This window comes from Methylorubrum aminovorans (genome assembly GCF_022179725.1).
Lineage (GTDB): Bacteria > Pseudomonadota > Alphaproteobacteria > Rhizobiales > Beijerinckiaceae > Methylobacterium > Methylobacterium aminovorans.
The window spans coordinates 117,999-140,559 of the sequence record NZ_BPRC01000005.1 but is presented as its reverse complement, the minus strand read 5'-3'; the positions used below and the strand labels follow the sequence as shown (position 1 = coordinate 140,559).

Sequence of the window (22,561 nt, the reverse complement as noted above, 5' to 3'; positions counted from 1 at the left end):
AGCGAGGGAACCCGCTCGCCATGGCGGCTCGACGCCCCCATCCCGACGGCCGCCACCTGGTCCGCGGAGCGGGAAACGCTCGAGGCCGTGATTGGGATCAATCCTGCGTCAAGAGGGCGTCGTCAGGGGGCGGCGGGTTCGATGGTGCCGAGCGTCCGCCGCCCGAGCGCCCTCGCCTTCAGGCGCAGGGCCGGCTTCTCGATCGTGTACCAGGAGAGCGCCGCGACGAGCCCGGCGAGGCCGAGCGCGGGCGGCAGCAGCGCGACGGCCGAGGCGGCGGGGAACAGCGCGTGCAGGCTCTGCTGGATCGGCCAGCCGTAGAGATAGACGCCGTAGGAGAGGTCGGCCGGCGGATCGAGGACCGGGCGAGCCAGCGCCGGAAGGAAGGTGAGCCAGATCGCCGCGTAGCTCTCGGAGAGGAACAGCAGCGTCCGGGCGGGGGCATGGCCCTGAAGCAGAAGGGCGGCGACGAGGCCGAGCAGCGGCCAGGCGGCGAGACGCACATGATCACGCCACAGGTAGAGGCAGGCGCCGAAGGCGAAGATCAGCGGGAGCCGCAGGGCGGTCTCGGTCCCCTTCGACATGTCCGGCCGGACGGCTTCCAGCCCCGCCAGGGTCAGGGCCAGGGTGGCGGTGAGCGCCGGCACGGCCCAGCGACGCCGCAGCAGGCCGCACAATCCGATGACGAGGACGCCGACATAGCAGATCGTCTCGTATTTGAGGGTCCAGACCGTACCGAGCGGGCTGCGCAGCGGATTCGCCTCGAACACGCCGGGCAGACTGGCATTGCTCTTGAAGGACAGGAGCGTGCCGCGCACGAAGCGCCACAGCTCGGGTGAGGCGAGGTACTCGGCGAGCGGCAGTTGGGTGAGGGCGCCGCCGAGCAGCAGCGACACCGCCAGCGTCGCGGCCACCAGCCCCGGTAGGATGCGCAAGGAGCGGGCGATGGCGTAGTCGCGCCAGCCGCGCCGGTCGTAGCTCATGGTGACGAGGAAGCCCGAGACGGCGAAGAAGCCGTTCACCGCGTGCTCGCCGAGCGAGAAGCCGGTGGACCGGGCCAGCGGTTCGTCGGCCCCGTGACCGGAGACGACGCTGAAGGCGTGGGAGACCACCACCATCAGGGCGAGTGCCAGCCGCAGGGCAGAGAAGCCGTTATGCGGGCGCGCCAGCGCCTCGGCGACGGTCGGGCCGGAAAGGAAGCTCACGGTGACAATCCCTCGCGGGCCAGCGCGCTCTGCCCGCGCAGGGCGGCGAGGGCGCCTGCCACCGAGCCGCCGTAGCGCTCCAGCCCCGAGCGCCGGAAGGCGAGAGCGGCCAGCGCCGCCTTCGGCGCGTTGGTGGCGAAGAGGCCGGGGCTCGGATCGGGCAGGCCATACTTCTTCGAGACGTAGGCCCGCGACCACGCCTGATGCCAGCGGGTGCGAAACACCCGGCCCGGCGCCGGGGCCGAGGAGCGCCCGCGCCCGTGCAGCGCCACCGCCCCGTGGACGTGGATGAGCGCGCGGCCCGCATCGGCCACCCGGCGGCAGAGGTCGTCGTCCTCGTAGAACAGGAAGATGTTCTCGTCGAAGCCGCCGAGTTCGAGGAAGAGAGCGCGCTCGATCATCAGGCAGGCGCCGGACAGGAACGGAGCGCAGGCATCGCCCTCGGGGAGCGCCAGCCGGCCTTTCGGATTGGTGAGGTAGGGCGCGAGCAGCGAGCGCGGCTGGTAGAAGAAGCGCCCGTCCGGCTCGTGGATGCGCGGCGCCAGAAGCCCGGCCTCCGGCCAGGCTTGCGCCGCGGCGAGCAGCGCGGCGGCGGCGCCCGGCTGCAGCACGAGGTCGGGGTTGAGGATGAGGACGTGGCGCGCCCCGTCCGCGGCGCGCACGCCGATGTTGTTGGCCCGCCCGTAGCCCTCGTTGCGGGGGTTTGCGATCACCCGCGCGCCGTGGGCTCGCGCCACGGCCACCGAGCCGTCGCCGCTGGCGTTGTCGACCACGATCGCCGGGACGCCTTCGCGCGCGAGCGCCGCGAGGCAGGCGGGCAGGGCGTCCGCGCTGTCGTGGGCCACGACGATGGCGGTGAGAGCCTCCATCCCGCTCCCCTCCCCCGCCGAGGGGGGAGGGTTGGTCGGCTGCCTCACCCCTTCTTCTCGGGCAGGTTGAGGCGGATGTGCAGCTCGCGGAGCTGCTTCGGGGTCGCCTCGGCGGGCGCGCCCATCATCAGATCCTCGGCGCGCTGGTTCATCGGGAACAGCACGACCTCGCGGATGTTCGGCTCCTCGCACAGCAGCATGACGATGCGGTCGACTCCCGGCGCGATGCCGCCGTGCGGCGGGGCGCCGAGGCGAAGCGCATTCAGCATGCCGCCGAACTTCTCTTCCAGCACATCCCGGCCGTAGCCGGCGATGGCGAACGCCTTCTCCATCACGTCGGGGCGATGGTTCCGGATCGCGCCGGACGACAGCTCGATGCCGTTGCAGACGATGTCGTACTGGAACGCCTTGATCCCGAGGATCTTTTCGGCGTCCGCCTCCCCTAGGGCGAGGAAGTCCTCGCGGTCGAAGTTCGGCATCGAGAACGGGTTGTGGGAGAAGTCGATCTTCTTGTCTTCTTCGTTCCACTCGTACATCGGGAAATCGACGACCCAGCAGAAGGCGAACTGGTCCGTATCCGAAAGCTTCAGCTCGTCGCCGATGCGGATGCGCGCCTTGCCGGCGAGCGCGGCCGCCTTCGCCTCGGTGCCGGCGGCGAAGAACACCGCGTCGCCCGCCTTGGCGCCGGCCTTCTCGGCAATCCGCGCCTGGATCGCGGCCGGGATGAACTTGGCGATCGGCCCCTTGCCGGTGAGCGCCCCGCCCTCCTCCTCGAACACGATGTAGCCGAGCCCCGGCGCGCCTTCCGAGCGGGCCCAGTCGTTGAGCTTGTCGAAGAACGAGCGCGGCTGGCCGGCCGCCCCGGTGGCGGGAATGGCGCGCACCACGCCGCCCGACTTGATGACGCCCTTGAACGCCTTGAACTCCACCGCGTCGTCGGCGAACGCGTCGGTGACGTCGGCGATGATCAGCGGGTTGCGCAGGTCCGGCTTGTCGACGCCGTATTTCAGCATCGCGTCGGCGTAGGTGATGCGCGGAAACTCCTTGGTGACGCGCTTGCCGCCGGCGAACTCCTCGAACACGCCGCGCAGCACGGGTTCCACCGCCTGGAACACGTCCTCCTGCGTCACGAAGCTCATCTCGATGTCGAGCTGGTAGAACTCGCCCGGGCTCCGGTCGGCGCGGGCGTCCTCGTCGCGAAAACAGGGGGCGATCTGGAAGTAGCGGTCGAAGCCCGCGATCATCGTGAGCTGCTTGAACTGCTGCGGCGCCTGCGGCAGCGCGTAGAATTTTCCGGGGTGCACGCGGGACGGCACCAGATAATCTCGGGCACCCTCGGGGCTTGAGGCCGTGAGGATCGGCGTCTGAAATTCGAAAAAACCGCCCTCGCGCATGCGGCGGCGCAAGCTGTCGACGATCGCGCCGCGCTTCATGATGTTGGCGTGCAGCTTCTCCCGGCGCAGGTCGAGGAAGCGGTACTTGAGCCGGGTCTCCTCCGGGTATTCCTGGTCGCCGAAGACGGGTAGCGGCAGCTCGCCCGCGGGGCCCAGCACTTCGAGGTCGTCGATATAGACCTCGACCGCGCCGGTCGGCAGCTCGGCGTTCTCGGTGCCGGCGGGCCGGGTGCGCACCCGGCCGTCGATGCGGATCACCCACTCGGAGCGCGCGGTCTCGGCCGCCTTGAAGGCAGGCGAGTCGGAATCGATCACGCACTGCGTCAGGCCGTAATGGTCGCGCAGATCGATGAAGAGCACGCCACCGTGGTCGCGGATGCGGTGGCACCAGCCGGACAGGCGGACGGTCTGCCCGACATCGGACGGGCGGAGCGCCCCACAGGTATGGGAACGGTAACGGTGCATGGCGGGCTCTTTTGAGTGAGCCGGCACCATTCACGGGAGGCGGGTGAAGTCAAGGTAGAGGGGCTTGCCGCCCCTCCGGCCTACTCCGCGGCGGCCAGCGTCACCTCGGGCACCGGAACGCCGATGTCGCGCAGCAGCTCGGCGTCGGCATCGGCCTCGTTGTTGGCGGTGGTGAGCAGGCGCTCGCCGTAGAAGATCGAGTTGGCACCGGCCAGAAAGCAGAGGATCTGCGCCTCGCGCGTCAGGCTCTTGCGGCCGGCGCTGAGGCGCACGCGGGCCTTGGGCATGACGATGCGGGCGGTGGCGCACATCCGCACGAGGTCGAGCGGATCGATCGGCGGGCGGTCCTCCAGCGGCGTGCCCTCGACGGCGACGAGCGCGTTGATCGGCACGCTCTCCGGGTGCGGGGCGTGGTTGGCGAGCACCAAGAGCATCTCGGCCCGATCGCGCACCCGTTCGCCCATGCCGACGATGCCGCCGCAGCAGACGCCGATGCCGGCCTGCCGCACATGCTCCAGGGTCTGGAGCCGGTCGTCGTAGGTGCGGGTCGAGATGATGTCGCCGTAGAAGTCCGGGCCGGTGTCGAGGTTGTGGTTGTAGGAGGTGAGCCCGGCCTCGGCGAGACGCTGCGCCTGGCTCTGGGTCAGCATGCCGAGGGTGACGCAGGCTTCCATGCCGAGCCCGCGCACGCCGCGCACCATCTCCAGCACCGCGTCGAAGTCCGGCCCGTCCTTGGGCTTGCGCCACGCCGCACCCATGCAGAAGCGATGCGCCCCGTTGGCCTTGGCCGCAGCGGCCTCCTTCAACACGGCCTCGACCGGCATCAGCCGCTCGCGGGGGAGGTTCGCGCCCTTGTGATGGGCCGATTGCGGGCAGTAGGCGCAATCCTCAGGGCATCCGCCGGTCTTGATCGACAGGAGCGCCGCCCGCTGGATGTCGGTGGGATCGTTATGCGCCCGATGCACGACGCCCGCCCGATGGACGAGATCGAGAAGCGGCATGTCGTGGATCGCCTGGATCTCGGCGAGGGTCCAGTCATGCCGGATCTCTTGCCGGATCGAGGCCGGGGCGGCGGAAGAGGTGAGGGAGACCACGGTGTCGCTCATGCGCTTCTTTGAGGGCGAAGGCGCGGGAAAAATCAAGCCTTGCCGCGGGAGAGCCCGGTCGCGAAGCGCCCGGCACGCGTGGCGCTCCGCCCTGATTCAGCAGCCATGGGCGTCGATCACCGCGTAAGCTTGATCGTCATTGCATTCACAGGCAGCATGATCGGAGAAATGCAGACTTTAAGCGAGTCTTCCGATGCTCCCGGCCGATCGTCTGATCCTCGCAACGGCACTCGCGCTGCTCTGTCCGTGGGCGGCGCAGGCCGCGTCGCTCTGCGAGCGCACCGTATTGCCGTTCCGTGCCATGGTGGCGGCCCTCAAAGCGGAGCCGGGGGTCCAGGTGCTGCGGGGCAACGGCTCGGTCATCGAGATCGAGGACCCGAAGCGCTTCATCATCTGGACGCTCTACAAGGCCCACGGCGATCAACCGGACGCCTATATCTGCAGAAGGGTCGTGCAGGAGGACGGGCAGGTGAAGATCTGGATGTCGGCCGAGTGCGTCGGACGGACCCTGAACTGCGACGGCCTGATCGGTCGCCTCCTCTTGGAGCAAAACCGCGCGGCGGCCCCGCTGCGCCGGTGATCGGTCCGCGGCGGGTGTCAGAACGACAACCCGGCCCGCCGCCGAGGAAGGCGACCGGGCCGGTTCTGCGGGGGGAGCAAGTCTCAGCGGAGAGGCCTGTGCCGTGCGTCAGTTCGTCGGCTCGCCGGCGGCGACCTTGGCGGTCCAGTCGTCGAAGGCCACCACCCGCTGGCGCTGCTCGCCGAGGCCGTCGATGCGCAGCACCATCTCGTCGTCGCTCCTGAGGTAGCGCGGCGGCTTCATGCCGAGGCCGACGCCGGGCGGGGTGCCGGTGGTGATGACGTCGCCGGGCTCCAGCATCATGAAGTGCGAGACGTAGGCCACGAGCTGGGCAACATCGAAGATCATCGTCGCCGTCGAGCCCGTCTGCATCCGCTTCCCGTTGAGGTCGAGACTCATCGAGAGGTTCTTCAGGTCCGGGATCTCGTCGAGGGTGACGAGCCAGGGGCCGAGCGGGCCGAAGGTCGGGCAGCCCTTGCCCTTGGTCCAGGTGCCGCCGCGCTCCATCTGGAATTCGCGCTCGGACAGGTCGTTGCAGATGCACACGCCCGCCACGTAGCGCAGGGCCTCGTTGGCGTGGACGTAAGAGGCGCGGGCGCCGATCACCACGGCGAGCTCCACCTCCCAGTCGGTCTTGGCCGAGGCCTTGGGCAGGATCACCGTGTCGTTGGGGCCGACGATGCAGGAAGGCGCCTTGTTGAAGACGATGGGTTCGGACGGGATCGCCGCGCCCGTCTCGGCAGCGTGGTCGGCATAGTTCAGGCCGATCGCCACGAAGTTGCGGGTGCCGCCGACGCAGGGGCCGAGGCGGGTGCCGGCCGGCAGGAGCGGCAAGCTTGTCGGGTCGATCCGCGCGAGCCGGTCGAGCGATTCCCGCGAGAGGCCCGCTCCGGCGATGTCGCGCAGGGTTCCCGACAGGTCGCGCAAGCCTCCCTTCGCGTCCACGAGGCCCGGCTTCTCGTCACCGCTCGCTCCGTGCCGGATCAACTTCATCGTCGGCGTCTCCGTCCTGATCGAGGCTCGCCCAGAGGGGCGAGACCATGGCCGCGACCGATCGAGGGTGCAAGCGGTGCCTTGAGACCCGCACCTCTCGGTCCTTCGGTTCATACAGGCGCAGGGACGCCCCGGTTCCGTGACATAAACTCCTCAATTGATCTATAATTCTATTTTCGGTTTTCCGCCTCTGGACCGGATGCGCGCGATCCTCTTCCATCACGGTTGGGACTTGGGTCTGCAAAAAGACGCTTCGGAGAACAAGAATGACGGGGGGGACGATCCGCGCGCTCGGGCTCGCGGGGGCTGTCGCGGCCGCATCGGTGGCGGGCGCGACGGCGGCGCAGGCCGGTGCCTTCGGCCTGCGCGAACAGAGTGCGCAGGGATTGGGCCTCGTCTTCGCGGGCGCGGCCTCGGGCGGGGCGGGCGTCTCGTCGATCTTCTGGAACCCGGCGACCGTGACCATGCGGCCGGGCTTCGCCAGCGAGCAGAGCCTGAGCTTCATCAATCTCTCGGGTGAGATCACGCCGACGGTGGGCACCGCGCCGGGCCTGTTGCCCTTCGGCTCCTCCGGCGAGGTCGGGCAGGGCGCCGTGGTGCCCTCGGGCGCGACCTCCTACCAGCTCACCGACCGGCTCTGGGTCGGCATCCAGACCGGGGCCCCCTACGGCCTCGTCACCAAGCCGCGCCAGGATTGGGCGGGCTCGGTCTATGCCCGCTCCTCGCGGATCTTCTCGCTGGCCTTCAACCCGGTGGTCGGCTTCAAGGTCAACGACTGGCTCTCCGTCGCCGCGGGTCCGAACATCGAATATTTCCGCCTGACTCTGCGCGCGGCCGTGCCGGTGCCCGGCGTCTTCCCGGGCCTCTATCCGTCGGGCTTTATCAAGGGCGAATCCTGGGGCGTGGGCTTCACCGCCGGTGTCCTGGTCACCCCCGCCGCCGGGACGTCGATCGGCGTCGGCTACCGCTCCTCGGTCCACCACGACATCGACGGCTCGATCGGCTTCCCCGATCCGCGTCAGGCCATCGCCCTGGGGCAGGTCCGGGCGAACCTCAACACGCCCGAGAAGGTCAGCGTCGGCCTGACCCAGGCGATCAACCCGGTCACCCGGATCCAGCTCGGCTTCGAATGGGACAACTGGTCGAGGCTCGGCGATGTCGGCATCGTCTCGAAGGCGCTCGGCGTGACGGTGAATCACCTGCCGCTCAACTTCAAGGACTCGTTCTTCTACTCGATCGGCGCCGAGTATGACTGGTCGCCGAACCTGACCCTGCGGGCCGGCTTCGGCTACGACAACGTGCCGATCGACTTCACGAACCGCTCGGCGCGCCTGCCCGACAGCGACCGTTACGTCGTCTCGATCGGCGGCAGCTATCGCTGGAGCGAGAAGGTGCTGCTGACGGCCAGCTATGCGCACGCCTTCTTCGACCGCGGGCTTCTCCTGGCGGGTCCGGGCCGCGACTACAACATCGGCAACATCCCGCTCGCGGCGTCCACCGATGTCAGCGCCGACGTCGTGTCGGTCGGCTTCCGCTACCAGTGGGACACTCCCGCCGCCGTCGCCCCGACGCCGCTGGTGCGCAAGTACTGATCGCCTGATCGGCCGCGATACGCCCCGCGTCGGACCTGCAACGGGCTCCTGCGCGGGGCGTATCGATTCTCAAGAGGCGAGCCGGGCCGGTTCCGCGTGAACCGCCTCCCTGGCCAGCTCGGCGTCGAGCTGGCCGGCCAGGGCAAAGAAGCGCTGCCGCACCGGCGCCGCGTACGGATTGGCGCGCTCGATGGCGTGGAACACGTCCGGTGCGTCGTGCCGCACCATGCCGACCGCCTGCATCAGCAGGTCGAAGCTGCGCGTGGTCATCCGCGTCGGCAGCGGCTCCATCGCCACCAGCACCTTGGCGATGAGGTGGGTCAGCCCCTGAACCGAGGCCATCGCCCGGTCATGCGCCTCCGGCGTCGTCACGATGACGTCGAGGCCGAGCACGCGCCGCAGGAAGGCGGCCGCCCGCAAGCCGCACCGTCCGCGGATCGGGCAGACGGCGACCTTCAGACCCCGGATGCCGTTTCCTGCGCCGTCCCTTGCGCAAACTCTCGCGCTTTGCGGCCCGAACAGCGGATGGGTCGCGAGGATCTCGACATCGGCCGGCAATTCCTCCTGCAGGATCGCGGCGGGTCCCATCTTCACCGAGCCGACATCGACCACCAGCGTGCCCGGTCGCAGATGCGGGGCCAGCGCGCGTGCCGCCTCGGCGAGGCTCGCCACCGGCGTGGCGAGGATCACCACGGGGCAGGCCGCCACGCTCGGAAGGTCGGCCGCGATCGCCTCCGGTCCCGCATCCGCGGCGAGATGCGCCGCGAGCGTCCCGGCCGGCAGGTACGGGTCGTGGATCCTCAGCGCGGCGTGCGGCGCGAGGTGGTGGGCGATCAGGCGGCCGAAGGCGCCGAAGCCGACGAGACCCACCGACTGGCGGTGGGCGAGGGGAGGAAGCAGAGGATGCAGAGCAGACACGGTGTGACCTCGGGATAGAGCGAGGCCGGCGGTCCGTTGCGGGATGCTTTTCCACGATCCTCAAGCCGCCGACGACGCAGCGGCTGAAGACATGACGAGTCCGGGGCCGCTTAGGGGAGCGGCGCGCGATACGACCCGGAGAGGAGGATGCCCGTCATGATGATGCGCCGATAGACAGGGATGGCTGCACCGTCAAGGTCCGGCGGGCGACCTGCCGGGTGTTCGCGCTAAGTCTCTCACGAAACTCCCGCCGCGCCGTCATGGCCAGAGTGACAACGGTCGGAGACCGGGAGTTTTGTGAGGCACGCTGAGGCGTATCCGGCCTGATGGCATCAGGCTGGCGTCCCTTGGCCGGCATTTTGGCGCGCATCCTTGAAATGAACCGCTAACCACTTCGTCGAACTGCGCTCAGGGCCTGGCGATTTCAGAAGTCGCCCCGAAATTGACTTTCTGGGCATGTTGTAGCGCAGAAATTGTGTTCAAGAATACAAAAGATCAGAACAACCGCAAAACATAACTTAGGTTTGTTTGAGGTATTAACGATCAAGTGAATGAGAAGATTAAGAAGAAGCGCAGCAACGGCGCCTTAAGAGACGAAGCCTAAGCCCGCTGTAGGTCGTCGGGCTCTCCATTCATCATGCTCAAAATCGTCGCCTGCGTCGTGCAACAGCACGATCTCGGCCTTGTCGCGATCTCGGCGGGCATCTGCATGCTCGGCTGCTTCTCGACCGTGATCCTGATGGCCGAGGCCGTGCAGGCCGAGCGCAGGCTCCTCTTCCCCTGGCTGGCCGCGGCGGCGGCGGTGTTCGGCTGCAGCGTCTGGTCGCTCCACTTCGTCGCGATGCTCGCCTTCCTGCCCGGCGAGCAGGCGGCCTACGATCTCCTGCCCACGGCGGTCTCGATCGCGATCGCGGTGGCCGGAGCCTTTGTCGCCCTCCTGATCTGGGCTCGCACACGTCACGACCCGCTCGGGCTGGCCGCGGCCGGCTTGGCGCTGGCGGCGGCGATTGCGGGAATGCACTACGCGGGTGTGAGCGCGATGGCGGCGAGCAACCTGCTCGTGTTCGAGGGGGCCTATGTCTTCGGCTCGCTCGGCCTCTGCGCCACCCTGGCGATGGTCGCCCTCGCCCGGGCCGGCGACCTCAGCGGCCCCGGCCGCCGGATCGAGGTGACGGTCTGGCTGGCGCTGGCGATCTGCGGCCTGCACTTCACCGGCATGACGGCGCTCACTGTCGCACCCATCGCCCCGCAGGAGGAGGGCGGTTCCGTGCTGGGCTCGACGCAGCTCGGCCTCGTGGTGGGGCTCGTGAGCCTCATCGTCCTCGCCGCCGGTCTCGCCGCGCTGCTGATGCAGCGCCATCTCATGCGCCGCCGCATGGACGAGCTGAGCCGCATGCGCCTGCTCGGCAACCTCGCCCACGAGGGTCTGTTCATCCACCGCAGCGGCCGGGTGGTGGAGATCAATCAGGCGGGCCTGCGCCTGTTCGAGACCACCACGGGGGAGATCGTCGGCCGCCCGGTGCTGGACCTGTTCAGCGAAGCCGACGCACCGGCGGTGATGCGGCGCAGCCGCTGCCGCCCGGAGGATCTGCGCCCGGAGGAGTTCGAGATCCGCACGGCGAGCGGCACCCTGGTGCCGGTGGAACTCTCCTGCCGCCCGATCGAGTATCTCGGCCGGCCGGCCACCGCGGTGGCCCTGCGCGATCTCAGCCAGCGCCGCCGCGACGAGGCGCGCATCCGCCACCTCGCCCTGCACGACGCCCTGACCGACCTGCCCAACCGCACCCTTCTGGAGGAGCGTCTCGGGCTGGCCCTGGAGAATGCGGCCGAGAACGGGACGAGCGTGGCGCTGGTCTATCTCGACCTCGACCGCTTCAAGCCCGTCAACGACTTCCACGGCCACTCCGCGGGCGACGCCCTGCTCGTGCAGGCAGCCAAGCGGATGCTGGCCGAGCTGCGCCCGACCGACACGCTCGCCCGGATCGGCGGCGACGAATTCGTGATCGTCCTGGCCCATACCCGCACCCTCGCGCAGGTCGCCGAGACGGCAGAGCGGCTGGTCGCGGCGCTCGGCCGGCCGTTCCAGATCGAGGGCGAGAACCGGAGCGAAGCCCTGCGCGTCGAGATCGGCGCCTCGGCGGGCATCGCCCTCTATCCCAGCGACGGCAGCACGGCTGACAGCCTGAAGCGCGCCGCCGACACCGCCCTCTACCGGGTCAAGGACGAGGGGCGCGGCACGGTGCGCTTCTTCGAGGCGGCGATGGACGAGCAGCTCCAGGCGCGCCGCCGGATCGAGCACGAGCTCAGCGGCGCGATCCCGCGCGGCGAGCTGCAGCTGTACTACCAGCCGATCGTCAACGGCCGCACCGGCGAGATCGAGACCTTCGAGGCGCTGATCCGCTGGCACCATCCGGAGCGCGGCTGCGTGCCCCCGGTCGAGTTCATCCCGCTCGCCGAGCAGACCGACCAGATCGGGCGGATCGGCGCCTGGGTGCTCGATACCGCCTGCGCCACGGCGGTCGCATGGGCGCATCCCTGGCGGGTCTCGGTCAACGTCTCGCCCAAGCAGTTCCGCCAGCCGGGCTTCGCTGCCGGCGTGGCGGCGGTGCTCGGCCGCCACGGACTCCCGCCGGGACGGCTGGTGCTGGAGATCACCGAGGGGGTGTTCATCCAGGACGCGGCGATGGCGGTGGAGGTGCTGACCGCCTTGCGCACCCTCGGCGTGCGCCTCGCCCTCGATGATTTCGGAACGGGCTACTCGTCCCTGAGCTACCTGCAGCGGTTCAAGTTCGACAAGATCAAGGTCGACCAGTCCTTCGTGCGCCGTCTCGGGCAGCACGCGGACTCCCTGACGATCGTGCGCGCGATCACCCATCTCGGGCACAATCTCGGCCTTCAGGTCACGGTCGAGGGAGTGGAGACGCAGGAGCAGCTCGCCGTGCTGCGCGAACTCGGCTGCGACCAGATGCAGGGCTACCTGTTCGCCCGGCCGATGCCGATGACGGCGCCCATGACGGCCCCGATCGCCGGCGCCCCGGATCTCGAGCGGGCGCGGCTGCGCTCCCTGTTCGCCGAGCCGGCGTTCACCGAGCCGCCGGCCAAGGCCTGCGCCTGACGAAGCGCTTCGCCCGAGAGGGGCCGAGATCGGCCCGCCCCTCTCGGCTCATTCGGCTCGGCCGGAACTTGAAGAATCAGGCCGCCTCGCGCTCCGGGGCGATGCGGCGGCGGGCGTTCTCCCACCAACTGCGCTGGCGCTGCGCCTCGGCCTCGGCCGCCTTGGCGGCGTAGAACGACGCGTTGTGCTCGCCCCGCAGCGCCTCGCGGGTGAAGCGGATCAGGTGGTGGGCGACGAAGCCCATGTTGAACACCGCCTCGATCTGCCCGCGCTTCAGCGCGTGGCCCGCCGCCCGCCAGAACGGCCGGCGGTAGTCGGAGAAGAGGCCGACACGGGTGATGATGTTGAAGCCGAGGATCAGGCCGCGGCGCAGGTTGGTCTTCGTCAGCTTGCCCTTCGTCGGCGTGACGATGCGGTTGCCGTAGGTCACGTCGCACTGGTGCTTGAAGCGCTCGAACAGGTGCTCGGGGGCGTAGGCATGGGCGATGGCCCGGCGCCAGGAATTCACCACCGTGTCGTGGGGGCGCTTGAACAGCACGTTCGATTCGAGGCTGGCGTCGTGCAGCAGCCGGCCCTCGCGCTCCAGCCGGTCCCAGAGCGGCGTCTTGGGCAGCGCCTGGAGCAGGTTGATCGTCAGCACCGGGATGGCGGAGCGGTCGATGAAGTCGATCAGGTTCTGCTCGGACTTGTCGGTATCGGAATCGAGGCCGAGGATGATGCCCGAGGTCACTTCGAGGCCGTAGGAATTGAGCGTCTCGATCGCCTCGTACATCGGTACGGCGGCGTTGTGGGTTTTGTCGATGCCCTTGAGCGCGTCGGCCTCCGGCGTCTCGATGCCGACGAACACCGTCATGAAGTTGGCCTGCCGCATCAGCTCGAGGATCTCGGGCTGCTTGGCCATGTTCAGCGTCGCCTCGCAGGCGAACTGGAGCGGGTAGTCGTTCTTCTTCTGCCACGCGACGAGATGCGGCAGCATCTCGCGGGTCGCCTTGCGGTTGGCGATGAAGTTGTCATCGACGAAGTAGACCACCGCCGGGTGGCCCGGCTGGCTGATGATCGCGTCGAGCTCGGCGCACATCTGCTCCGGGCTCTTCAGCCGAGGCTGGCGGCCATAGAGCTGCGGGATGTCGCAGAACTCGCAGCGATAGGGGCAGCCCGACGAGAATTGCAGCGAGCCGATCAGGTAGCGCTTGAGCGGTACCGCCTCGTAGGCCGGCGCCGGGAAGTCGGCCAGCGCCAGCCGGTCCTTGGTGTCGAGCACGACCTGCGCCGCCGGCCGCGACAGGTCGCGGTCGAGGATCTCGATCAGCCGGTCGGTGGCGTCGCCGATCTCGCCGACATGGAGATAGTCGAAATCCGGGTACTTCTCCGGCGCGCCCGAGACCGAGGGGCCGCCGAGCACCGCGACCTTGCCGGCCTCGTGCGCCCGCCGGCCGATGTCGTGGATCTGGCCTTCCTGGATGTGCATGCCCGACACGAACACCGCGTCGGCCCAGGCGAAATCCTGGGGCGAGGCTGGCCGGATGTTCTCATCGATGAACCGGCACTCCCAGGTCTCGGGCATGTAGGCCGCGATCACCAGGAGACCCTGGGGCGGCATGAACGCCTTCACCCCGCCCATCAGTGGGTAGGCATGGGAGAACGTGCCGAAGGACGGCGTGTAGGCGGGGAAGACGCACAGGATGCGCCGGCGGGACGAGATGGGGAGGGGGCATCGCATGGCTCCCAATCTAGCACAGCGCCGCGCTTTGGCGTCCCCCCTGCTCCTCTCTTTGACGTGACATCGTGCTTCGGCAAATCCGGCGGCTCCGCCCAGTCGATGCGGCCGTGCGGACACACCGGGCGATCGAGCGCGCCTTGGCGGTGGCGGCATGCGGCGGATGCATGGGACGCAGCGCCGTCCGGAGGCCCCGGGCCGGGGTGCGGCTGTGTGGAAATCGGGTTTTCCGGACCTGGACCGGGCCAATCGTGTCTTTGACCACCAAGGATGAGTCTTGATCAAAGCGATCAAGAAAGCATTTTAGGGCGTCAGTTTTATGACGGAATAAACTTCAAGATTTCTCGGATTAAGCTATGGCCTTGCTCGTTAATACAATAATGAATTGATATAACTCTCAGATATTCCCGTGATTTGCTTCCAATTACTTGGGACCGATGCTATCGCCGCATTGCGGAAGCGAGGCGCATCGGGTCGCTAAACCACTGAGCCATCTAACAAGTTCGCCGGCCGCCGTGCCTCCGGCCGGCATCCGGTCAAGAACCGTTCCGACGGCTACCCGACGTCATCCTGCTCCCGAGGATCTGCGGCCTGTGGCTGCGAACGTCCCAGCACAACACGGCGAGCGTCATCGCGCCGGCCTGGGGCGCGTGGGGAATTCAAGTGATGAAACAACGTCTTCTGACTGCACTGCTCCTCTCGGGCGCCCTGGTGCTCCCCTCCGTTCGGGCCCAGGCTCAGACGGTCGCGGAACTGCAGCGCCAGATCAATGAGCTCAAGGCGATGATCAGGGCGCAGGCGGAGGGGCAGGCGAGGGTGGCGGGAACGGCGCCCCGGCGTGCGGCCCCGGTCGCCCTGCGGCCGGCCACTGCCCGCACCACCGATGCCGGCACCGTCCCGGCCGCCGGTCGCCCGATCGAATCCGCGGTGGCGCAGCCGGCCGCGTCCGGCCCGGTGCCGCACCGCTTCGCCCTCGACGAGCCGGACACGTGGTACGACGCACTGGTGCCGCCCGCGCCGCAATTGCTCGCGGACGATCCCCGCCACGCAGGCCGGCCCAAGACTTGGTTCGAGCGCCTGTCCCTGCGCGGCTACACGCAGTTGCGCGGCAACGAATTCCTGTCCGGCGACGACACCGCTCCGGCCGGCCGCGCGCGCCTGCGCTCCGTCCACGACAGCGGCATCACCGACCGCAACAACTTCACCTTCCGCCGGGTCCGTCTGGTCCTGCAGGGCGACATCCACGAGCGGGTGTTCATCTACCTGCAGCCCGACTTCGCGGTGAACGTCTCGAACCAGGCCGGCAGCGAGGGGCGCCAGCACTACACCCAACTGCGCGACGCCTTTGCCGACGTGTTCCTCGACGACGAGCGCCGCACCCGCCTGCGCTTCGGCCAGCAGAAGGTGCCCTACGGCTGGGAGAACCTGCAATCGTCGCAGAACCGCCTGACGCTCGACCGCTCCGACGCGATCAACAGCGCCGTGCCCGGCGAGCGCGACATCGGCATCTCGTTCTACTACACGCCCTGGCACGTGCAGCGCATCTGGGACCGTCTGGCCAAGGGCGGCCAGAAGCTGTTCGGCAATTACGGTGCCTTCGGCGTCGGCATCTACAACGGCCAGACCATCAACCGGGTCGAGGCCAACAACGATCTGATGACGGCGATGATGGTGACTTGGCCGTTCGAACTCGACGGCCTCGGCGAGGCCTTCCGCGGGCAGGTGCTGGAGGTCGGCGGCTCGGCCTACCGCAACCGCTTCCGGCCCGAGGCCACTTTCGGCGCCTCGACGGCCCTGGGCAACACCTACGACGACGAGCGTGTCGGCTTGCACGCGATCCTGTACCCGCAGCCCTTCGGCCTCCAGGCCGAGTGGAACTGGGGCCGCGGTCCCGAATACGATCCGGTCGCCCGCACGATCCTGACCAAGCCGCTCCAGGGCGGTTACGTCCAGGCGATGATGAGGGTCGATCACTCGCCCGTGGGGCCGTTCATGCCCTACATCCGCTGGCAGACCTATGACGGCGGTTGGAAGGTCGCGACGAACGCGCCGCGCCTCGATACCGACGAGCTGGAACTCGGCGTCGAGTTCCAGCCGATCAAGTCGGTCGAGCTGACCCTTGCCTATGCCAGCATGAAGCGCCGCGAGGCCAATATCGGCCGCTTAGGACGGGCCGAGGGCGACCTGTTCCGCGGGCAACTTCAGATCAACTACTGACCCCGAGCGACCTCGCGAGGAGGAGGGCGGTCCGGGGTTCAGGCCTCGGACCGCTTCGAAAGGAGCGAGGCACGGCCCGTGCCCTTGCCGCCCTCGGCATCCGGGTTGCGCAACTCGCGCATCCCGGGCAGGTGGCCGTCCAGGACGAAGACGAGCACCACCAGAGCCAACAACACCTTCGAGGCCATTGCCCGAGACTTTCCCTGCCTTTTGTGCGCTGCGGTGTAAGGCCGCTGCGGCGCAGTTCGGGATGCGCTGGCGCACACGGGCCGTGCCCCGCAGCCGGCAGGGTCGGCGCAGAGTCAATGCCGGGTTAAGGACGGGCCGCGACGGATCTTCCCGTCTTCTGTCGCTCGGCTGGTGCCTTCTCACCTTCCCCCTTGCCTTCCTCCTTGCCTGCGACGGAAAAGTCGCGTCGCGGGACTTGGCAGGGAGCTTGCACGCCGCTATAGACCGCGCTCCACGAATTCACCCATTGGAAGGGATCGGCCGATCGGTCGGTTTCCATTCGAGATGCCGCCCGGGCGACCGGGTGGTGATGGCCGGAAAGGACTTGGGGCAGCCGCTCCGAGCGCCATTTCCGGCCATGTCCTGTCCGAGACTGCAGGCGCCGGGCGACCGGCTTAATCGGCGACAGCCTGCACAGACGGGGAAGACCGAATTTTTCACACCTCGCTTCGGGGCCGGCAGGCACCGGGGGGAGGCATCGGTTTGAACCAATCTCACCCGCGGGGGCCTCACGGCGCTTCAAGGGGACAGGGCCGTGAGACGTCGCCCGGGCGACGGTTCCGGCTTCTCAGCCGAGTTCCGTTCCGGGCGGCAAGTGCAACCGGCGGACCTGCCTCAGGTTCCGCCAACCGGAGAGAGCACAGTGGACCGGACAGCTAAAGCTGATCTCGTCTCGACGCTCAACGGCGTGTTCACCACGAACGCCGTCGTCGTCGTGGCCCACTACAAGGGCCTCACGGTCGCCGACATGCAGAAGCTGCGCTCGCAGATGAAGCAGGCCGGCGCCACCGTGAAGGTCGCCAAGAACCGGCTCGCCAGCATCGCTCTCGATGGCACGGACGTCGCCTCCATCAAGCCCCTCCTGAAGGGTCCGACCCTGCTCGCCTATTCGAGCGATCCGGTCGCGGCCGCCAAGGTTGCGGTGGACTTCGCCAAGACGAACGACAAGCTCGTGATTCTCGGCGGCGCCATGGGAACGACTGCCCTGAACCCGGACGGCGTGAAGGCACTCGCCACGCTCCCGTCCCTCGACGAACTGCGCGCCAAGCTCGTGGGCCTCATCCAGGCTCCCGCGACCAAGGTCGCCCAGGTCGTCAACGCGCCGGCGGCCAAGCTCGCCCGCGTGTTCGGGGCCTATGCCAAGAAGGACGAAGCGGCCTGAGCCGTTCGCCCCTAGCGAAACCATCCGTTCAAACCGATATACGCAAAGGACATTCACATGGCTGATCTCGCCAAGATCGTCGACGACCTCTCCTCGCTGACCGTTCTCGAGGCCGCCGAGCTCGCCAAGCTCCTCGAAGAGAAGTGGGGCGTCTCGGCCGCTGCTGCCGTCGCCGTTGCCGGCCCGGCCGCCGGCGGTGGCGCCGCTGCCCCGGCTGCCGAGGAGCAGACCGAGTTCACCGTTGTCCTGGCTTCGGCCGGCGACAAGAAGATCGAGGTCATCAAGGAGGTCCGCGCGATCACCGGCCTCGGCCTCAAGGAAGCCAAGGACCTCGTCGAGGGCGCCCCGAAGCCCGTCAAGGAAGGCGCGTCCAAGGACGAGGCCGAGAAGCTCAAGGCCCAGCTCGAGAAGGCCGGCGCCAAGGTCGAGCTCAAGTAATCCGTCGATGGGCCGATCCGGCCCATCGCATCCGGTGCACTCCCCTCGGGGGTGTGCCGGCCTTCACGCCCGCGGGCTCCGGCTCGCGGGCTAACGCCGCTTCGGGCGGCCGTCGTTCCCCGAGAGGGGGAATGCGCGGCGAACAGAAGACGAATTCGGTTCGGGTGGGCTGATCGTCCGGCGGGGCGGCCCTTCTTGGTCCGGTGACGGGAGGTGTTTCGCCTTCCCCGGGCACCCTACGCTGAGGTGGTGGAGCGAGGTCTCATGGCCAATACGCTGGTCGGTCGCAAGCGCATTCGCAAGTTCTTCGGGAAGATCCGGGAAGTCGCCGAGATGCCGAACCTCATCGAGGTTCAAAAGGCGTCCTACGACCAGTTCCTGATGGTGGACGAGCCGGAAGGCGGACGCGCCGACGAGGGCCTGCAGAGCGTCTTCAAGTCGGTCTTCCCGATCTCCGACTTCGCCTCGACGGCACTCCTCGAGTTCGTGCGCTACACCTTCGAGCAGCCGAAATACGACGTCGACGAGTGCCGCCAGCGCGGCATCACCTTCGCGGCCCCGCTCAAGGTGACGCTGCGCCTGATCGTGTTCGATGTGGACCCGGATACCGGCGCCAAGTCGGTCAAGGACATCAAGGAGCAGGATGTCTACATGGGCGACATGCCGCTCATGACGGATAACGGCACCTTCATCGTCAACGGCACCGAGCGCGTCATCGTCTCGCAGATGCACCGCTCGCCGGGCGTGTTCTTCGACCACGACAAGGGCAAGACCCACTCCTCCGGCAAGCTGCTGTTTGCCGCGCGCATCATCCCGTATCGCGGCTCCTGGCTCGACGTCGAGTTCGATGCCAAGGACATCGTGCACGTGCGCATCGACCGCAAGCGCAAGCTGCCGGTCACCTCGCTGCTGTTCGCGCTCGGCCTCGACGGCGAAGAGATCCTCTCGACCTTCTACAACCGCGTCGCCTACGAGCGCGACGGGGCGGACTGGCGCGTGCCGTTCGACGCCGAGCGTCTGAAGGGCTTCAAGGCGTCCGTCGACCTCATCGACGCCGATTCCGGCGAGGTGGTGCTGGAGGCCGGCAAGAAGCTCAACGCCCGCAACGCCCGCCTGATCGGCGAGAAGGGCACCAAGTTCCTCAAGGCAACCGACGAGGATCTCGTCGGCCAGTACATCGCCGAGGATCTGGTCAACGCGAAGACCGGTGAGATCTGGGCCGAGGCCGGCGACGAGATCTCCGAGAAGCTCTTAAAGGCGCTCGACGATGTCGGCGTCACCGAGATCCCGGTGCTCGACATCGACCACGTCAATGTCGGCCCCTACATCCGCAACACCCTGGCCGTGGACAAGAATTCCGGCCGCGAGGGCGCGCTGTTCGACATCTACCGCGTCATGCGTCCCGGCGAGCCGCCGACGCTCGACACCGCGGAGGCGATGTTCCACTCGCTGTTCTTCGACGCCGAGCGCTACGACCTCTCCGCCGTCGGCCGCGTGAAGATGAACATGCGCCTCGACCTCGATGCCGCCGACACCGTGCGCACGCTGCGCCGCGAGGACATGCTCGCGGTGGTCAAGGCGCTGGTGGACCTGCGCGACGGCAAGGGTGAGATCGACGACATCGACCACCTCGGCAACCGCCGCGTCCGCTCGGTCGGCGAGCTGATGGAGAACCAGTACCGTCTGGGCCTCCTGCGGATGGAGCGCGCTATCAAGGAGCGCATGTCCTCGGTCGATATCGACACGGTGATGCCGCAGGATCTCATCAACGCGAAGCCGGCCGCCGCGGCCGTGCGCGAGTTCTTCGGCTCGTCGCAGCTCTCGCAGTTCATGGACCAGACTAACCCGCTCTCGGAAGTGACGCACAAGCGCCGCCTCTCGGCGCTCGGCCCGGGCGGTCTGACCCGCGAGCGCGCCGGCTTCGAGGTGCGCGACGTGCACCCGACGCACTATGGCCGCATCTGCCCGATCGAGACGCCGGAAGGCCCGAATATCGGCCTCATCAACTCGCTGGCGACGTTCGCCCGCGTGAACAAGTACGGCTTCATCGAGACCCCGTTCCGCCGGGTGAAGGACGGCGTGGTGACCGACGAGGTCGCCTACCTCTCCGCCATGGAGGAGGCGAAGTACTACGTCGCCCAGGCCAATGCCGGCATGGACGAGGGTCGCAAGCTGACGGACGACCTCGTGGTCTGCCGCCGCGCGGGTGAGGTCATCGTGGTCGCCCCCGACCGCGTCGATCTCATGGACGTGTCGCCCAAGCAGCTCGTCTCGGTCGCCGCGGCGCTGATCCCGTTCCTCGAGAACGACGACGCCAACCGCGCGCTGATGGGCTCGAACATGCAGCGCCAGGCGGTGCCGCTGGTTCGCGCCGACGCGCCCTTCGTCGGCACGGGCATGGAGGCCGTGGTCGCCCGCGACTCTGGTGCCGCCATCGCGGCGCGTCGCTCCGGCATCGTCGATCAGGTGGACGCCACCCGTATCGTCATCCGTGCGACGGAGGAGACCGACCCGACTAAGCCCGGCGTCGACATCTACCGCCTTCAGAAATTCCAGCGCTCGAACCAGTCGACCTGCATCACGCAGAAGCCGCTGGTGCGCGTCGGCGAGCCGGTGAAGAAGGGCGAGATCATCGCCGACGGTCCTTCGACCGAGTTCGGTGAGCTCGCGCTCGGCCGCAACGTGCTCGTCGCGTTCATGCCGTGGAACGGCTACAACTTCGAGGACTCGATCCTGCTCTCCGAGCGGATCGTGAAGGATGACGTGTTCACCTCGATCCACATCGAGGAATTCGAGGTGATGGCCCGCGACACCAAACTGGGTCCGGAGGAAATCACCCGCGACATCCCGAACGTCTCGGAAGAGGCGCTCAAGAACCTCGACGAGGCCGGCATCGTCTATATCGGCGCCGAGGTCCACGCCGGTGATATCCTCGTCGGCAAGATCACGCCGAAGGGCGAGAGCCCGATGACGCCGGAGGAGAAGCTGCTCCGCGCCATCTTCGGCGAGAAGGCGTCCGACGTGCGCGACACCTCGCTCCGGGTTCCCCCGGGCGTGACCGGCACGATCGTCGAGGTCCGGGTGTTCAACCGCCACGGCGTCGACAAGGACGAGCGCGCGCAGGCGATCGAGCGCGAGGAGATCGAGCGTCTCGCCAAGGACCGCGACGACGAGCAGACCATCCTCGACCGCAACACCTATGCGCGTCTCGCCGAGGTGCTGATCGGCCAATCGCCGATCGCCGGCCCGAAGGGCTTCCGCAAGGACACGACGCTGACCCGCGAGGGCATCAGCGAGTATCCCCGCTCGCAATGGTGGCAGTTCGCCGTCGTCGACGACCGTCTGATGACGGAGATCGAGGCGATGCAGAAGCAGTACGACGAGTCGAAGAAGCGCCTCGAGCAGCGCTTCCTCGACAAGGTCGAGAAGCTGCAGCGCGGTGACGAGCTCCCGCCCGGCGTCATGAAGATGGTCAAGGTCTTCGTGGCGGTGAAGCGCAAGATCCAGCCCGGCGACAAGATGGCCGGCCGCCACGGCAACAAGGGTGTCGTGTCGCGCATCGTGCCGATCGAGGACATGCCGTTCCTCGAAGACGGCACGCATGCCGACATCGTGCTCAACCCGCTCGGCGTGCCCTCACGCATGAATGTCGGTCAGATCCTGGAAACCCACCTGGGCTGGGCGGCTGCGGGCTTGGGTCGCAAGGTCGCCAAGGCGGTCGATGCCTACCTGAAGAATCAGGACATCGCGCCGCTGCGGACCGAGATGGAAGCGATCTACTCCCCGTCCGAACTCGAAGGTCTGTCCGACGAGGATCTGGCGGAGGCCGGCAACAATGTCCGCCGCGGCGTGCCGATGGCCACCCCGGTGTTCAACGGCGCCAAGGAAGCCGACATCGAGACGATGCTGGAGATGGCCGGGCTCGACCGCTCGGCGCAGTCGACGCTCTACGACGGGCGGACCGGCGAGCCCTTCGACCGCAAGGTCACCATGGGCTACATCTACATGCTGAAGCTGCACCACCTCGTGGACGACAAGATCCACGCGCGCTCGATCGGTCCGTACTCGCTCGTCACCCAGCAGCCGCTGGGCGGCAAGGCGCAGTTCGGCGGCCAGCGCTTCGGTGAGATGGAGGTCTGGGCGCTGGAGGCCTACGGCGCGGCCTACACGCTGCAGGAGATGCTCACGGTGAAGTCGGACGACGTGGCCGGCCGCACCAAGGTCTACGAGGCGATCGTCCGCGGCGACGACACGTTCGAGGCCGGCATCCCCGAATCCTTCAACGTGCTCGTCAAGGAGATGCGTTCGCTCGGCCTCAACGTCGAGCTGACCAACTCCAAGCAGCAGCAGGCGGCCAACGACCAGATCGAGCCGCCGGCCGACGCGGCCGAGTAACGACCGGGTTCACCTCCCGCGGCGGCGCCTTTGACGAGGCGCCGCCGCGGTCGAGCGGGAAGGGGCGGGGCCTTCCGACAGACGACGGCCAGCGGCGCTCCGGACGAGCGCGGCGCCATGAGGATCAAGCCGGGACGGCCCAGGCGCGGGGCAACCGGCGAGCAAGG

The 22,561-nt window shown here is 68.2% G+C and carries 15 protein-coding genes; 7 read left to right on the top strand and 8 right to left on the bottom strand.

The genetic code is table 11. From position 1 onward, the window contains the following. Positions 1-122: 122 nt before the first annotated feature. The 4 genes from MFF24_RS09750 to bioB all read right to left on the bottom strand — a co-directional run bounded on the left by MFF24_RS09750 (position 123) and on the right by bioB (position 5,039). On the bottom strand, positions 123-1,205 hold the full coding sequence (locus MFF24_RS09750; RefSeq protein WP_238224277.1) for an acyltransferase family protein: 1,083 nt from the start codon (positions 1,203-1,205) through the stop codon (positions 123-125). Then, positions 1,202-2,074 (bottom strand): glycosyltransferase family 2 protein, encoded by an 873-nt coding sequence (locus tag MFF24_RS09745; protein ID WP_238224275.1) that lies wholly within the window; start codon positions 2,072-2,074, stop codon positions 1,202-1,204. The genes MFF24_RS09750 and MFF24_RS09745 overlap by 4 nt, the downstream gene beginning before the upstream one ends. 44 nt (positions 2,075-2,118) lie before the next feature. Beyond that, positions 2,119-3,933, bottom strand: coding sequence for an aspartate--tRNA ligase (gene aspS / locus MFF24_RS09740; protein ID WP_238224273.1), 1,815 nt, complete (start codon positions 3,931-3,933; stop codon positions 2,119-2,121). Positions 3,934-4,013: 80 nt separating this feature from the next. Beyond that, positions 4,014-5,039: a biotin synthase BioB gene (gene bioB / locus MFF24_RS09735; RefSeq protein WP_238224271.1), complete on the bottom strand. Its 1,026-nt coding sequence runs from the start codon at positions 5,037-5,039 to the stop codon at positions 4,014-4,016. A gap of 193 nt (positions 5,040-5,232) precedes the next feature. Between bioB and MFF24_RS09730 the strand changes: the two genes are divergently transcribed. Next, on the top strand, positions 5,233-5,619 hold the full coding sequence (locus MFF24_RS09730) for a hypothetical protein (RefSeq protein ID WP_238224269.1): 387 nt from the start codon (positions 5,233-5,235) through the stop codon (positions 5,617-5,619). Between the two features lie 108 nt (positions 5,620-5,727). Here the strand turns inward: MFF24_RS09730 and MFF24_RS09725 are convergent, their stop codons facing one another. Then, on the bottom strand, positions 5,728-6,612 hold the full coding sequence (locus tag MFF24_RS09725; RefSeq protein ID WP_238224267.1) for a fumarylacetoacetate hydrolase family protein: 885 nt from the start codon (positions 6,610-6,612) through the stop codon (positions 5,728-5,730). 266 nt (positions 6,613-6,878) lie between these two features. Between MFF24_RS09725 and MFF24_RS09720 the strand changes: the two genes are divergently transcribed. Beyond that, positions 6,879-8,204 (top strand): OmpP1/FadL family transporter, encoded by a 1,326-nt coding sequence (locus MFF24_RS09720; RefSeq protein ID WP_238224265.1) that lies wholly within the window; start codon positions 6,879-6,881, stop codon positions 8,202-8,204. Between the two features lie 69 nt (positions 8,205-8,273). On the opposite strand, the gene MFF24_RS09715 is transcribed toward MFF24_RS09720, so the two are convergent. Beyond that, complete coding sequence (locus MFF24_RS09715; protein ID WP_238224263.1) at positions 8,274-9,122, bottom strand: prephenate dehydrogenase/arogenate dehydrogenase family protein; 849 nt, start codon at positions 9,120-9,122, stop codon at positions 8,274-8,276. A gap of 637 nt (positions 9,123-9,759) precedes the next feature. Here MFF24_RS09715 and MFF24_RS09710 point away from each other — a divergent pair. Further along, a complete protein-coding gene (locus tag MFF24_RS09710) occupies positions 9,760-12,237 on the top strand; it encodes an EAL domain-containing protein (RefSeq protein ID WP_238224262.1) in 2,478 nt (825 codons plus the stop codon). Positions 12,238-12,313: 76 nt separating this feature from the next. On the opposite strand, the gene MFF24_RS09705 is transcribed toward MFF24_RS09710, so the two are convergent. Beyond that, complete coding sequence (locus MFF24_RS09705) at positions 12,314-13,957, bottom strand: B12-binding domain-containing radical SAM protein (protein ID WP_238224260.1); 1,644 nt, start codon at positions 13,955-13,957, stop codon at positions 12,314-12,316. A 663-nt stretch (positions 13,958-14,620) separates the two neighbouring features. Between MFF24_RS09705 and MFF24_RS09700 the strand changes: the two genes are divergently transcribed. Then, on the top strand, positions 14,621-16,171 hold the full coding sequence (locus tag MFF24_RS09700) for a porin (RefSeq protein ID WP_238224257.1): 1,551 nt from the start codon (positions 14,621-14,623) through the stop codon (positions 16,169-16,171). A gap of 38 nt (positions 16,172-16,209) precedes the next feature. Here the strand turns inward: MFF24_RS09700 and MFF24_RS09695 are convergent, their stop codons facing one another. Next, positions 16,210-16,359 carry a hypothetical protein gene (locus MFF24_RS09695; protein WP_162940617.1) on the bottom strand — a complete coding sequence of 50 codons (150 nt, stop codon included), beginning with the start codon at positions 16,357-16,359 and terminating at the stop codon, positions 16,210-16,212. 683 nt (positions 16,360-17,042) lie between these two features. Between MFF24_RS09695 and rplJ the strand changes: the two genes are divergently transcribed. From rplJ to rpoB, 3 genes are all read left to right on the top strand, one after another. Beyond that, positions 17,043-17,561 carry a 50S ribosomal protein L10 gene (rplJ, locus tag MFF24_RS09690; protein ID WP_012456200.1) on the top strand — a complete coding sequence of 173 codons (519 nt, stop codon included), beginning with the start codon at positions 17,043-17,045 and terminating at the stop codon, positions 17,559-17,561. 57 nt (positions 17,562-17,618) lie between these two features. Next, on the top strand, positions 17,619-17,999 hold the full coding sequence (gene rplL, locus MFF24_RS09685) for a 50S ribosomal protein L7/L12 (RefSeq protein ID WP_108941747.1): 381 nt from the start codon (positions 17,619-17,621) through the stop codon (positions 17,997-17,999). 264 nt (positions 18,000-18,263) lie between these two features. After that, entirely contained in the window at positions 18,264-22,394 is a 4,131-nt protein-coding gene (gene rpoB, locus MFF24_RS09680) for a DNA-directed RNA polymerase subunit beta (protein ID WP_108941748.1), read from the top strand. Positions 22,395-22,561: the final 167 nt, after the last annotated feature.